Origin of the sequence: Pantoea sp. QMID4, from assembly GCF_030270445.1 — a bacterium.
Classification (GTDB): Bacteria; Pseudomonadota; Gammaproteobacteria; order Enterobacterales; family Enterobacteriaceae; genus Pantoea; species Pantoea vagans.
On the sequence record NZ_BSXL01000007.1, the window covers coordinates 94,524 to 108,995 of the forward strand.

At 58.0% G+C, this 14,472-nt stretch carries 10 protein-coding genes; 8 read left to right on the plus strand and 2 right to left on the minus strand.

The window, feature by feature from the left end:
• Positions 1 to 16 precede the first annotated feature (16 nt).
• Complete coding sequence (locus tag QSK07_RS16480) at positions 17 to 3,691, minus strand: AAA family ATPase (RefSeq protein WP_285720944.1); 3,675 nt, start codon at positions 3,689 to 3,691, stop codon at positions 17 to 19.
• Positions 3,688 to 4,887, minus strand: a complete 1,200-nt coding sequence (gene sbcD / locus QSK07_RS16485; protein ID WP_285720943.1) for an exonuclease subunit SbcD — start codon at positions 4,885 to 4,887, stop codon at positions 3,688 to 3,690. Before sbcD ends, QSK07_RS16480 begins: the two co-directional genes overlap by 4 nt.
• Before the next feature lie 196 nt (positions 4,888 to 5,083).
• Between sbcD and phoB the strand changes: the two genes are divergently transcribed.
• From phoB to QSK07_RS16525, 8 genes are all read left to right on the plus strand, one after another.
• Complete coding sequence (gene phoB / locus QSK07_RS16490; RefSeq protein ID WP_003852491.1) at positions 5,084 to 5,773, plus strand: phosphate response regulator transcription factor PhoB; 690 nt, start codon at positions 5,084 to 5,086, stop codon at positions 5,771 to 5,773.
• A gap of 14 nt (positions 5,774 to 5,787) precedes the next feature.
• Positions 5,788 to 7,101, plus strand: a complete 1,314-nt coding sequence (gene phoR, locus QSK07_RS16495; RefSeq protein WP_285720942.1) for a phosphate regulon sensor histidine kinase PhoR — start codon at positions 5,788 to 5,790, stop codon at positions 7,099 to 7,101.
• Positions 7,102 to 7,120: 19 nt separating this feature from the next.
• The gene (locus QSK07_RS16500; protein WP_285720941.1) at positions 7,121 to 8,041 is read left to right on the plus strand and encodes a PstS family phosphate ABC transporter substrate-binding protein; all 921 of its coding nucleotides are present in this window, start codon (positions 7,121 to 7,123) and stop codon (positions 8,039 to 8,041) included.
• A gap of 164 nt (positions 8,042 to 8,205) precedes the next feature.
• Positions 8,206 to 9,312 (plus strand): cobalamin-independent methionine synthase II family protein, encoded by a 1,107-nt coding sequence (locus QSK07_RS16505; protein ID WP_285720940.1) that lies wholly within the window; start codon positions 8,206 to 8,208, stop codon positions 9,310 to 9,312.
• 391 nt (positions 9,313 to 9,703) lie between these two features.
• Positions 9,704 to 11,023 carry a branched-chain amino acid transporter carrier protein BrnQ gene (gene brnQ / locus QSK07_RS16510; protein ID WP_285720939.1) on the plus strand — a complete coding sequence of 440 codons (1,320 nt, stop codon included), beginning with the start codon at positions 9,704 to 9,706 and terminating at the stop codon, positions 11,021 to 11,023.
• 70 nt (positions 11,024 to 11,093) lie between these two features.
• Positions 11,094 to 12,446 carry a proline-specific permease ProY gene (gene proY / locus QSK07_RS16515; protein ID WP_275219984.1) on the plus strand — a complete coding sequence of 451 codons (1,353 nt, stop codon included), beginning with the start codon at positions 11,094 to 11,096 and terminating at the stop codon, positions 12,444 to 12,446.
• 95 nt (positions 12,447 to 12,541) lie between these two features.
• Entirely contained in the window at positions 12,542 to 12,748 is a 207-nt protein-coding gene (locus tag QSK07_RS16520) for a hypothetical protein (protein ID WP_285720938.1), read from the plus strand.
• A gap of 139 nt (positions 12,749 to 12,887) precedes the next feature.
• Positions 12,888 to 14,456 (plus strand): sensor domain-containing diguanylate cyclase, encoded by a 1,569-nt coding sequence (locus tag QSK07_RS16525; RefSeq protein WP_285720937.1) that lies wholly within the window; start codon positions 12,888 to 12,890, stop codon positions 14,454 to 14,456.
• Positions 14,457 to 14,472 lie beyond the last annotated feature (16 nt).

Consider the following 14,472-nt stretch of genomic DNA (forward strand, 5'->3'; position numbering starts at 1 on the left):
GGCGCTCTGGCGCCCGTTATCCCTGCGGCAGCTCGAGCTGGCTGTAACCCAGGCCATTCATTTTACGCACTTTAATCTGCACCGGGATACGCTCTTTCATCGCTTCCACGTGGCTGATCACCCCAATGGTTTTGCCGCTGGCGTTCAGCGCGTCCAGTGCATCCAGCGCGGTGTCCAGCGTCTGAGCATCCAGCGTGCCGAACCCCTCATCCAGAAACAGCGATTCGATGCGCGTTTTGTGGCTGACCAGATCCGATAACGCCAGCGCCAGCGCCAGACTGACCAGGAAGCTCTCGCCACCTGATAACGTGCGGGTATCGCGTGCCGCATCGGCCTGCCAGGTATCGACGACATCCAGCTCCAGCTGATCCTGCGCCCGGCGCTGCAGCAGATAACGGCCATGCAGCCGATCGAGCTGACGGTTGGCGAGCGCTACCAGATGATCCAGCGTTAAACCCTGGGCGAAGCGCCGGAATTTATCGCCGCTGGCGGAGCCGATCAGATCGTTGAGCAGGCTCCACTGCGCCAGCACTGCAGCATCCTGTTCAATCTGCGTCATCAGGCTCTGCTGTCGGGCGCGGAGGCTGGCGTCGCTGTGCAGCTGCTGCTGAATCTGACCCTGCTGGCTGGCGTTGTCGCGCAGGGCCAGCCGTAACTGCTCCAGCTGCTGCGTCAGCGCTTCCGCAGATTCCGGCATCGCGTCGGGCTTTGCCTGCTGATGGGCGCTGAGCCGCTGGTGCAGATCCGCCAGTCGCGCCTGCTGCTGCTGGCATTGTTGATCGAGCTGCTGCAGCTGCTGGCGCAGTTGCAGCACAGTCTGCTCATCCAGCAGCGCCGCGCGCAGGCTGGCTTCATCGGCAAATCCGGCGCTCTCCAGTGTCTGCTGCAGCGTGCTTTCTGCCTCTGCCAGTTTGCCGCTGAGCATCTGACGCTGATTTTCCAGCCCCGACAGTTCACCCTGCAGGCGATTGACCTCGGCCTGCGCCTGTTGCAGGGCGGTGAGCTGCTGTGCCAGCTGTTCATCAGCGTGCTGAACGCGGGCCTGCAGCTGCTGACGGGCGTTGGCGACATCGCGATCGCCAAACAGCGCCAGACGCTGCTGACGCATTTCGCTGAGCTGCGCCTGGCTCTTCTGCTGCTGCTGCTGACGGGTCGTGAGCTGCTGCTGTTCCTGTTCAGCCTGCTGCTGCAGGGCAGTGAGCTGGGTTTCCCCTTTTAACAGCTGCGGTTGCAGGTTAGCGAGCAACTGCTCACTTTCCTGCCAGCGCTGCCAGCGCCGCTGTTGCTCCGCCAGCCACGCATCGCGATCGGCGGCATCGGGCAGGGCAAGATTGTGTGCGCTGAACTGCTGCTTCAGACGGCTCTGCAACTGCTCCCGAGCCTGCTGTTCCTGCTGCTGACGCTGTTGCAGCGCATCCAGCGCCTGTTGCAGGCTGGTCAGCGACTGCTGCGCCAGCTGTTCGGCCTGCTGGTGCTGCTGCCAGGCCTGCAGCTGCTGAAGATGATGATCTTTCGCAGCCTGACGCGCCTGTTCAGCGGCCTCCTGAGCCAGTCGATGCTGCTCAAGCTGACTTTCACGGTCGCTTTGCTGCTGCTGCCACGCGGATAAGGCCTCGCGATCGGCAAGCGGGAAGGTAAGTGCCAGCTCACTGCTCAGCGCCTGCCACTGTTGCTCAAGCTGATCAAGCTGTTGCTGCATCCCTGCGATTTCCTCGCGCAGGGTCTGCTGCTGAAATACTGACTGCTTCAGCTGTTCGTTTTTTGCCGTACCCGCTTCGCGCAGTGCCTCGGTTTGTTGTTGCAGCGCAGCCCGGCGCTGTTGGTTAGCACTTACTTCAAGTGTGCTGTAGGCCTCGACGGCGGGGTGGGTGCAGGAGCCGCACAGGGGGCAGGGCTGATCGGCGGTGAGCCGGGCGCGGTAATCGCTGAGGTCAACAATCTGCTGCTCCAGCGCGCAGATTTTTTCGACATCATCCAGCTGCTGTTTTTCGCGTTTCCACGTCTCGCGCAGGCTCTGGAGTTCCGCTTCACTCTGCTGATGCGCTTTTTCCAGCGCGCTCAGTCTTTGCTGGCGCTGGCCCAGCTGCTGATGCAGCGGCTGCCACTGCGTTGAGAGCAGCAGCAGTTGCTGACGCGCCGGACGGCTGCTCTGCAACTGGCTTAATGCCTGACGCAGTGCGGCAGGCGGATGCAGCTCCTGAAGCGAAGTGAGTGCCTGCTCCGCCTGCAACAGCGCCTGGCGGGACTGTTTTTCCGCCTGCTGGCGCGGCAGTGCCTGTTGTGCCTGTTGCTGCTGTTTCGCCTGTTGCGCATCGATCTGCTGCTGCTGCTGTATGCGCTGTTGTGTCAGTCCTGCCAGCGTCGTCTCACGCTGTGCCAGCAGGGCAAAGTTCTCCTGCCATACCGGCAGCGAAGCCCCCCAGTGCGCCAGATCGGCCAATTGCTCACGTAACTGATGCTGTTCGGCAATCGCCTGCTGCCAGCCCGCGACCTGCTGCTTCTGTTGCGTCAGGCTGGCCTGAGTCTGGTCGGCATGCTGCTGCTGCCGGGCATTTTCCTGCTGCTGCTCTGCAAGCTGCTGCTGCAGTGTCGTGATGCGCTGATCCAGCGGCAGCACCTGTTCCGTCAGCAGGCTCTCCTGCTGCTGCTGATCCTGCTGCGCCTGCTGGCGGGCGGTCTGGCTGGCCGCATAATTCTGCTGATGATGCTGCTGCTGGTTCTGCGCCTGCGCCGCCGCTGAGGTGAGCTGCTGATAGCGGTTCTCAGCCTGCTGGTGTTCACTGCGCAATGCGTCGCGCTGCTGCAGTTTTACCCGCAGCTTTTCAGCCGGTTCGCTGCGAGCCAGCCGCTGGCGGTCGGTTTCGGCCGCCTGGGAGGCGGCCTGCGCCTGCTGCTGCGACGCTTCAGCCTGCGCACTCTCCTGCAGTAACTGCTGTGCCTGTTGCTGCCACTGCTGCTGTTGCTGCGTCTGCTGATAATCCGCGCTGAGCTGCTGTTCAGCCCTGGTCAGATCGCTGAGCTGCTGGTGCAGCGCGTCACGGGCGTCGCTATCCAGCAGCGCCATCGCACCCGCCTGGCTGCGCAGCAGATCCAGCTGGGTTTTCGCCTCTTTATGACGCTCGTAGATGGCAGCGGAAATCAGGCCATAGATTTCGGTGCCGGTCAGCTCCTCCAGCAGTTCGGCGCGTTCACTGGCTTTCGCGTTGAGAAAGGCGGCAAATTGTCCCTGTGACAGCATCATCGAGCGGGTGAAGCGCTCGAAATCGAGTCCGGAGAGGGTTTCGATGAGCTTCAGCTTGTCACCGACCTTATCGGCAACAATAGTGTTGTCGTCACAGCGCGCCAGCTCAACGCGCGGCGCCTGTAGCTTGCCGTCAGCGGTGCCGCGCGCGCGGTTCTGGCTCCAGAAGGCGCGCCAGGCTTCACCTTTGATCTCAAACTCGACTTCAGCCAGACATTCGGCGCAGTCGCGGGTCATCAGCGCATTCTGGCTCTGGGAAATTGCGCCCAGGCGCGGCGTCTGGTGATAGAGCGCCAGGCAGATGGCGTCCAGCAGGGTGGTTTTACCCGCCCCGGTGGCACCGGTAATGGCAAACAGGCCGTTGCTGGCAAAAGGCTCGGCGCGGAAGTCGATGAACCATTCACCGCGCAGGGCATTGAGGTTTTTAAATCGTAGCGTGAGGATCTTCATTGGGTCTCTTCCATGGCGGCCAGCGTCTGGCGAAACAGCGTGGTCATCTCGTCAATTTGCGCCGGTTGCAGCTCCTCATCCAGCGCCAGACGGCGCGCGAAGACCTCTTCCACCTTCAGCTCACTCAGCGTTTCGTTGTCGAGCCGCGCCAGGCTCTGCTGCCGCTGTTCACGACTGCGGCGCAGCAGCAATACCTTGACCGGCAGCGTGGCGGTCAGGGTTTCGACCTGGCGCTGTAGATCGCTGAGGTACTCCTGGGTGGTCACTTCGATGTCGAGCCAGGTCGGTTTTTCCTGCTCTGCCGTACTGAAGGCATTTAACTGTTCCGCTATCTGCGCCAGCGAACCTTTCAGCACCTGCATCGGCTGCGCCTGTGGCACCTCCAGCGGCGTAACGGACTGCAGGCCGCTGGCCGCCAGTTCCAGCAGGAAGACGCTCTTTTCAGTCCCCAGCTCATCAAAGCTCAGTGGAATCGGCGAGCCGCTGTAGCGGATATGCTCGCTTCCGGCCACGCGCTGGGCGCGATGAATATGGCCGAGCGCAATATAGTCAGCAGCGGGAAACGCGCTGGCGGGAAACGCGTCCAGCGTGCCGATGTAAATGTCGCGCACCGAATCGCTCTGGCTGACGCCGACGGTGGTGAGGTGACCGGTAGCTATAATTGGTAGCGCATAGTCCAGTGCCTGGGCGGCGGCGAAACATTGCTGATAGTGGTGGGCAATCGCCTCCAGCAGCGAGGTCTGCTTATCGCGGCCCGACTGACCCGCCCGGCTGCGCAGGATATCGCGCGGGCGCAGATAGGGAATGGCGCACAGCAACGCGCCCGGCTCGCCCTGGCGGGTGTTGAGCAGCAGCACATCATCCTGCGCCTGCGGTGTAGCGATCACCCGCGTGTTGAGACAGGCCAGCAGCTCGCGTGACTCATTCAGCGTTGCCACGGAATCGTGGTTACCCGCCAGCACAATCAGCTGACAGCCGGTAGGCTGCAGTGCTACCACGAAGCGGTTAAACATCTCGCGGGCGTAGCTGGGCGGCGTGCCGGTATCAAACAGGTCGCCTGCAATGATCAGCGCATCCACCTGATGCTGTTCAATCTGGATCAACAGCCAGTCGAGAAACGCCTGATGTTCTGCCGCCCGACTTTTGTTGTAGAAGAACTGCCCCAGATGCCAGTCCGCAGTATGAATAATGCGCATGATGAGTCCCTGCCGTTGTGATTCGCCCGGCGATTATACTGGCTCTGCGGCCAAAGCAAAAAATTGTCGCTGCGCTGCCATAAATGATTACCGATGAGGTTACAGGCAGGTTATGTTTTCATAAAAGTGTCACAAATCTGACGCATAATGGCGCCGCGAATCTCAGTGACAGCCGTCATAATCAGCAGGAGTAATAATGGCTAAGCGCATTTTGGTTGTGGAGGATGAAGCCCCCATCCGTGAAATGTTGTGTTTTGTTCTGGAGCAGAACGACTATCAGCCAATCGAGGCGGAAGATTATGACAGCGCCGTTGGCAAGCTGATTGAACCCTGGCCCGATCTGATTTTGCTGGACTGGATGTTACCCGGTGGCAGCGGGATTCAGTTTATCAAGCATCTGAAGCGCGAGGCGATGACCCGCGATATCCCGGTGATGATGCTGACCGCGCGCGGCGAAGAGGAAGATCGGGTACGCGGTCTGGAAGTCGGTGCCGATGATTACATTACCAAGCCGTTTTCACCCAAGGAGCTGATGGCGCGGATCAAAGCGGTGATGCGCCGCATTTCGCCGATGGCGGTGGAAGAGGTGATTGAAATGCAGGGGCTGAGTCTGGATCCCTCCTCACATCGCGTGATGTCCGAAACCACGCCGCTGGAGATGGGCCCTACCGAATATAAGCTTCTGCACTTCTTTATGACCCACCCGGAACGCGTCTACAGCCGCGAACAGCTGCTGAACCACGTCTGGGGCACCAATGTGTATGTGGAGGATCGCACTGTCGATGTTCACATTCGCCGTTTACGTAAAGCGCTGGAAGTCTCCGGCCACGATCGCATGGTACAAACCGTCCGTGGAACAGGGTATCGTTTCTCTGCCCGCTACTAAACGGAGCCTTTACCGTGCTGGAACGCCTCTCCTGGAAGAGATTACTGACAGAACTGCTGCTGGCCTGTCTGCCTGCCGCGCTACTGGGCCTGCTGTTTGGCGGTCTGCCCTGGTGGCTGCTGCTGAGCGTGGTCATGGTGCTGTTGTGGCATTTCCACAATCTGATGCGGCTGTCGCACTGGCTGTGGCTCGACCGCACCATGACGCCACCGGCCGGGCGTGCCAGCTGGGAACCCCTGTTTTATGGCCTTTACCAGATGCAGCTGCGCAACCGCCGGCGGCGGCGCGAACTCGGCAATCTGATTAAGCGTTTCCGCAGTGGGGCTGAGTCCCTGCCGGATGCGGTGATCCTGACGACGGAAGAGGGCACTATTTTCTGGTGTAACGGCCTGGCGCAGCAGCATCTGGGTCTGCGCTGGCCGGAAGATAATGGCCAGAATATCCTCAATCTGCTGCGCTACCCGGAGTTCTCCCGCTATCTGCGCCAGCGCGATTTCGACAAGCCGCTGACGCTGGTTCTGAACAATAAGCTTCATATGGAATTCCGCGTCATGCCCTACAGCGAAGGGCAGTGGCTGCTGGTGGCCCGTGATGTGACGCAGATGCATCAGCTGGAAGGGGCGCGCCGCAACTTCTTTGCCAACGTCAGTCATGAGTTACGCACGCCGCTCACCGTGCTGCAGGGCTATCTGGAGATGATGAATGACTCGGTGATGAGCGAGCCTTCGCGCAGTAAAGCGCTGCACACCATGTCGGAGCAGACGCGTCGCATGGACAGCCTTGTTAAGCAGTTGCTGACACTGTCGCGCATTGAAGCCGCGCCTGCGATCGATCTCAAAGAGAAGGTCGATGTGCCGGTGATGCTGAAACTGCTGCAGCATGAGGCGGCGACGCTAAGTGCCGGTCGTCACGATATCCATTTTCACACCGATCCCCACCTGAAAGTGTTCGGTAATGACGAACAGCTACGCAGCGCTATCTCCAATCTGGTGTACAACGCGGTCAATCACACCCCGGATGGCACGCGGATCGATATCAGCTGGCTGCGTGGCAAACAGGGTGCGACCTTCAGGGTGTGCGATAACGGGCCGGGTATCGCCTCAGAACATATCCCGCGCCTCACCGAGCGGTTCTACCGGGTTGATAAGGCGCGTTCGCGCGCCACCGGCGGCAGCGGGCTGGGACTGGCGATTGTGAAACATGCTCTGAGCCATCATAACGCCCGGCTGGAGATCACCAGCGTACCGAATAAAGAGACCTGTTTTACCTTTACGCTGCCCGCGAGGTTGATTGTGAACAGCGTGATGCAGGAGAATGCCGTTCATTAATCGCTGCCGGATCTCCCTGATGCGCATCCTTGTTTTGTTGATCGTCTCTCTGCTGCCGGGCCTGTCTCTGGCCCAGCCCGGCACGCTCTCCGGCAATCTCAGCAGCGTGGGATCCGATACGCTCGGCTATCTGATGACGCTGTGGGGCGAGGACTTTAGTCGCCAGGCTCCGGGCGTCAATGTGCAGGTTCAGGCCTCGGGTTCGTCTACCGCGCCGACCGCGCTGGCGGCGGGTGCCGCACAGCTCGGGCCGATGAGCCGCCCGATGCAGGCCGATGAACGTCAGGCCTTTGAGGCGCGCTACGGCTACCCGCCGCTGGCGGTGCCGGTAGCGATGGATGCGCTGGTGGTGGTCGTGAATCAGCGCAATCCGCTGCAGCAGATTGAACCGCGTCAGCTCGACGCTATTTTCTCGATTACCCGCCTGTGTGGCGCGCTCAGTGTGCCGCTGCGCTGGGGCGATCTCGGTTTAACCGGCGACCAGTGGCGTCAACGACCCATTCAGCGCTATGGACGTAACTCTGCCTCCGGGACCTGGGGGTTCTTCAAACAGCAGGTGCTGTGCAAAGGCGATTTCCGCAGCGACGTAGCGGAGTTTCCCGGCTCGGCTGCGGTGGTGCAGGCGGTGGCCGGTAATTCGCGTAGCATCGGCTACGCCAGTTTCGGCTTTCACCTCAGCGGCGTAAAAATGCTGGCGGTGGTGAATGACCAGGGACAGGCGATTACTCCGAATGCCGATGCGATCCGCAGCGGCCGCTATCCCTGGGCGCGTCCGCTCTATCTCTATGTCAACAAAGCGCCCGGTAAACCGCTGCCGCCGCTGGTGGCCGCGTTTCTGCAGCATGTGCTTTCCGTGCAGGGACAGCGGCGCGTCAGCGAAGCGGGCTACCTGCCGCTCTCCGACAGCCAGATGGCGCAGGCGCGCGCAGCGCTGCAATAATCTTTCAACCTGAATTTTTTTCATCATCACTGAATTTTCTTCAGTTGCAGACAGAAGTTACTCGTGTCACCCTGCATTCAGACATATAGCCATCCAGATGGCTATTTATATCAGAATGTAATTATTTCCTGCCGTAATCATTTGCAGGAGAGACAGGAGTGATCATGCAAAGAGAAACCGCCCCGTTCCGCGCCGACACCGTTGGCAGCTTCCTGCGTCCCGCAGCCATTAAGCAGGCACGCGAACAGTTTTCAGCCGGAGAAATTGATGCCACCACTCTGCGTCAGGTGGAAGATGCGGCAATTCGCGATGTGGTCGCGAAACAGCGTGAAAATGGCCTGAAAGTAGTGACAGACGGCGAGTTCCGTCGCGGCTGGTGGCATTTCGACTTCTTCTATGGCCTTGACGGCGTTGAGAGCTATGAAGCGGAGCAGGGCATCCAGTTTAATGGCGTGCAGACCAAAGCGCATGGCGTTAAAGTGGTGAGCAAACTCGGTTTCCCGGCGGATCACCCGATGCTCGACCATTTCCGCTTCCTGCGGGGTATTGCCGGTGATGCGGTGCCGAAGATGACTATTCCCAGCCCCAGCGTGCTGCACTTCCGCGGTGGCCGCAAAGTGATTGATTCGGAAGTTTATCCGGATCTGGCGGACTACTTCGACGATCTGGCACAGACTTACAAGCAGGCGATCAAGGCGTTTTACGACGCGGGCTGTCGCTATCTGCAGCTGGATGACACTGTCTGGGCGTACCTCTGTTCCGAAGATCAGAAGCGCGATATCCGCGCACGTGGCGATGATCCGGACCAGCTTGCCCAGACGTATGCTCAGGTGCTGAATAAAGCGCTGGAAGATAAACCTGCCGATCTGACCGTGGGTCTGCATGTCTGCCGCGGGAATTTCCGCTCCACCTGGATCTCTGAAGGCGGCTATGGGCCGGTGGCAGAAATCCTGTTCGGCAGCGTCAACGTGGATGCATTCTTCCTGGAGTATGACAACGCCCGTTCCGGCGGCTTTGAGCCACTGCGTTACATTAAGCCGGGCCACCAGCAGGTTGTTCTGGGTCTGATCACCACCAAAGTGGGTGAGCTGGAAGATCCGGCGCAGGTGAAAGCCCGGCTGGAAGAGGCGACGCAGTATGTCAGCCTGGACCAGATCTGCCTCAGCCCGCAGTGCGGCTTTGCCTCTACCGAAGAGGGCAACAGCCTGAGCGAAGCCGAACAATGGCAGAAGATTCGTTTAGTGGTCGATATCGCTAATCAGGTCTGGTAATGCTGTAACGTTGTGCAGACAGGCGCGTAAAACGCGCCTTTTGTGTATCTTCTGGCCCGTTTATGCGGGGTTTTCTCACGCTCTGTCTGTTATTTAAGCACATCATCTTGTGTGCCTGCGGAAAAAATTAACGCTATCCACTGCCTTTTATAAAAATGGCGGCATAACCTTCTGGTTTTTCGATCCCGTATTGCCTTTCACCGCTATAAACGTTTTACTTAGCGCCGTTGTCGATTCATCCCTCTGTGAACAGAATAAAAGCAGCTTAAATCACCTGCGCTTTACCCTGCGACGAGCATAATGCGCTGACATTGTCAGCCAGGTCGCGGTTTGCACGCAGCGAGGGGACAACACTAACCCAACTTCCACCGCAACATCAGTGACAGGCCGTATGACACATCGTTTAACTTCGAAGGACATTCTCGCGCTGGGCTTTATGACATTTGCCCTGTTTGTTGGCGCGGGCAACATCATTTTCCCGCCCATGGTCGGTATTCAGTCTGGCGAACACGTCTGGACAGCCGCTATCGGCTTTTTGATTACCGCTGTCGGTCTGCCCGTGATGACCGTGATCGCGCTTGCGCGCGTCGGCGGGGGCGTGGATGCGCTCAGCACCCCGATTGGCAAGGTCGCTGGCATCGTGCTGGCCACCGTTTGCTATCTGGCTGTCGGGCCGCTGTTTGCCACCCCGCGCACGGCAACCGTCTCGTTTGAGATGGGCATTGCACCGCTGACCGGCGATGGCGCGCTGCCGTTGTTCATCTACAGCCTGATCTATTTCGCACTGGTGATTGGCGTGTCGCTCTATCCGGGCAAGCTGCTCGATACGGTAGGGCACTTCCTGGCGCCACTAAAAATTATCGCGCTGACGGTGTTAGGCGTGGCTGCACTGGTCTGGCCGGCGGGCGGTACCATTCCGGCGACCGCAGACTATCAGCGTGCGGCGTTCTCCAGCGGTTTCATTAATGGCTATCTGACCATGGACACGCTGGGCGCGCTGGTGTTCGGCATCGTAATCGTTAACGCCGCCCGTTCACGTGGTGTCGATAATGCTGCACTGCTGACCCGCTATACGGTGCTGGCAGGACTGATTGCCGGTCTGGGCCTGACGCTGGTCTATCTCTGCCTGTTCAAACTGGGCGCGGGCAGCGGGGCGCTGGTGGATCAAAATGCCAACGGCGCAGCGATCCTGCACGCGTATGTTCAGCATACCTTTGGCAGTATGGGCAGCTTCTTCCTGGCCGCGCTGATCTTCGTCGCCTGTATGGTGACCGCTGTCGGCCTGACCTGTGCCTGTGCGGAATTTTTTGCGCAATACCTGCCGTTGTCGTATAAAACGCTGGTGTTTATTCTGGGTCTGTTCTCGATGGTGGTGTCGAATCTCGGCCTGAGCCACCTGATTCAGATCTCCATCCCGGTACTGACGGCGATCTATCCGCCCTGTATCGTGCTGGTGGTGCTGAGTTTCACCCTTAACTGGTGGAATAAGAGCAGCCGGATTATCGCGCCAGCGATGCTGGTAAGCCTGCTGTTTGGCATTGTTGATGCGATTAAAACCACCGGATTTAAAGACTTGCTGCCGACATTCAGTCAGCACCTGCCGCTGGCTGACCAGGGTCTTGCCTGGTTGCCACCGTCGCTGGTCATGCTGCTGATTGCCGCTGTTGTGGATCGGGTGAAAGGACCGGAACAGGTGACGGTTCACTCGTAACAGAGCGCACTGATTCTTCTTTAACCACGGGCTTGCCCGTGGTTTTTTCATTTCACAGGTACAGGTTGTTATGCAAGAAACCAACAAGCTCAAACGCGGACTGAGCACGCGCCACATCCGTTTTATGGCGCTGGGATCGGCGATTGGCACCGGGCTGTTTTACGGTTCCGCCGACGCGATAAAAATGGCCGGACCGAGTGTACTGCTCGCCTACATCATCGGCGGGGCAGTGGCGTATATCATCATGCGCGCGCTGGGTGAGATGTCCGTTAACAATCCTCAGGCCAGCTCTTTCTCCCGCTACGCGCAGGACTATCTTGGGCCGATGGCGGGTTATATCACCGGTTGGACCTACTGTTTTGAAATCCTGATTGTGGCGATAGCGGACGTAACCGCGTTCGGCATCTATATGGGCGTCTGGTTCCCTGAGGTGCCGCACTGGATTTGGGTGCTCAGCGTGGTGCTGATCATCGGTGCCGTCAATCTGATGAGCGTGAAGGTGTTCGGCGAAGTGGAGTTCTGGTTCTCCTTCTTCAAAGTCGCCACCATCATCGTGATGATCCTGGCCGGTTTCGGCATGATCATCTGGGGGATTGGCAACGGCGGTCAGCCGACCGGTATCCATAACCTGTGGACCAACGGCGGCTTCTTTGCCCACGGCGTCGTCGGCATGCTGCTGTCGCTGCAGATGGTGATGTTCGCCTATGGCGGCATCGAAATCATCGGCATCACTGCGGGTGAAGCGAAAGATCCGGAGAAGTCGATTCCGCGTGCGATTAACTCGGTGCCGTGGCGCATTCTGGTGTTCTACGTCGGCACACTGTTTGTGATTATGTCGATCTATCCGTGGAATCAGGTTGGAACCTCGGGCAGCCCGTTTGTGCTGACCTTCCAGCATCTGGGGATCGCGGCAGCCGCTTCCATCCTCAATTTCGTCGTGCTGACCGCGTCGCTCTCTGCCATTAACAGCGATGTGTTTGGCGTGGGCCGTATGCTGCACGGGATGGCGCAGCAGGGTCATGCGCCGAAAGTCTTTATGAAGGTCTCGTCGCGCGGGATTCCGTGGGTGACGGTGGTGGTGATGATGTTCGCCATGCTGATTGCGGTTTATCTCAACTACCTGATGCCGGAAAAAGTCTTCCTGGTCATCGCCTCGCTGGCGACCTTTGCAACGGTGTGGGTCTGGATCATGATTCTGCTTTCGCAGATCGCCTTCCGTCGCAAAATTGGCAAAGAGGCGGCGAGTAAGCTGCAGTTTGCGCTGCCAGGTGGCAGCTGGACGGCTGGCGTCGGCGTTGCGTTCCTCTGCTTTATTATCGGTCTGATTGGTTATTTCCCCGATACCCGCATTTCACTCTATGCTGGCATGGTATGGATTGTGGTGCTGCTGCTGGGCTATAAGCTGGTGCGTAAAGTCCGCTAAGGATGTTTTCCATGCTGGCTGGAGTGAGACTGTTGAAGCCCGGCTGCAGATAATGCTGCGGCTGGGGCTGTTTTTTTGGCCTCCCTGATCGGGTTTTGTCTGAAGACGTTCGTCAGCGCCCGGAGCGGAATTCTCGCCGCGAGCCTGACCACTGGCGCAGGGGAGTGAAAGTAATGGTCATCGGGCGTTACCGGGACTATCGTTCAGGCGCGCTGACGGGCGTAACCGGCCGTCCATCTGTAGTGATAGATATCGATGTGGCGCTTATGACAGTTAATCCGCGCTTTATTTCGCTGGATTGACGCCGGCAAATGCGTCTCAGGCTCTGTTCGTATCAACAATAATGCTGATTTACTAATTGCCTGACCGCCCCTATCTTGTTAACTGTCCGTGCCAGCATTAATTCGGCAATACAAATAACAAGTCATTCAGGGACAAACCATGTTCAACAAGCCCTCACTAAAAAGTTTGCTGTGCCTGCACTCTGTGTGCGGCATACTCCTTACAGCAATTCTGCTTTCCACAGTGACCGGCTTTGTGCTGAGAAACCAGGCCGAACAACGTCTCCTTGAATCCAGCACTGCATATGCACGTAAACTGGCCAACACTGCCGATAACCTGTTCCGGACGGCCCAGAAGGAACTGGCTTTCAGCGCCGCACAGATAACCAGCTACAGGGATTTGCAGGTTCTGCAGCATGAAACCGACAGGCTACGTCTGCAGTCAGACATGTTCAGTTCCGTGCTGGCCCTGTCGCCCGAGGGGCGGGTTGTGGCCGCTTCTCCCTTAAATTTTATACCATCCGGGACATCGCTTAATGTGGCGTCCGGGCAGCTGGAGGCCGTAAAAAAAGGCCCTTTTGTTTCTGATCCACTCACCCCCTATACGGGAAACTATCTCGTCTTTTTGTCGAACCCGGTATATTCGCCGTCAGGCGAATACCTGGGGTATCTGGCAGGCTCAATCTATCTGACCAGGAGCAGTATGCTGAGCCGTCTTCTGAACCAGCACTTCTATGCTGATAAGACGACTGTCAGCATTGTTTCCGATACCGGCGAAGTGGTTTATTCCGCGGATGCGGCTCTGACCGGGAAAAGCATCAACCTGAGTGCGGACCTGTCGGCGCAACTGAAACAGAAAAAATATGGCGCACTGAAAACCCTGTTTAATCAACAAAGTTGCCTGCTGGGTTATTCGGACGTTGTGAAAACGAACTGGCATGTATTCGTCTGCGTTTCATCCGACGTGACGACCGCAATTCTCAACCGCATCGTAAGTGATGTGATCCTCTACGGGCTGGTGCTGGCGCTTCTGTTGGTCATTGTGAGTCTTTACATCTCCGCCAGAATTTCACAGCCACTCGAAAATCTGGCCCGCCTGACCAGCTCAGGCGCGATCGGGCGATTATCAGGAAAAATGGACGGAATTAAAACGTGGTACAAAGAGGCTGACAGGCTAAAAAAAGCATTTCAGGCTTATTCAGCAGCCATCGATAAAACTTTTTCTATTCTGCGCGATGATGCTCTGACGGATCATCTGACGAAATTACACAACCGGCGGGGTTTCGATCAACTCACGGCACCTTTTGTCGGGGGACAGGGTTCACACAGCCTGGCTCTGTTTGATATCGACCACTTTAAACAGGTTAATGATCAGTTCGGACACGATAGAGGGGATGAGGTACTGGTGGCCGTATCAGATCTATTAAAAAAAGGATGCCGTACTCAGGACATTATCTGCCGGTTTGGCGGTGAAGAGTTTGTCATTTTTTTTCCAGACACAACGCTGACCGAAGCCGGATTGGTTGCAAACCGTATACGTGACAACATTGCAAACACGCAGTTTCCCACTGTGAAGCACATCACGATTTCAGCAGGCGTTTGTGAACTCGCTCCCGATAGCGATGACAGAGAAAAAGCGCTGGTTGTGGCAGACCAGCTTCTGTACAGGGCCAAGCATGAAGGCCGGAATCGGGTGGTGACCCAGGCACATTCGGTTCACTCACCCTGAGGTACGTTTTTATAAT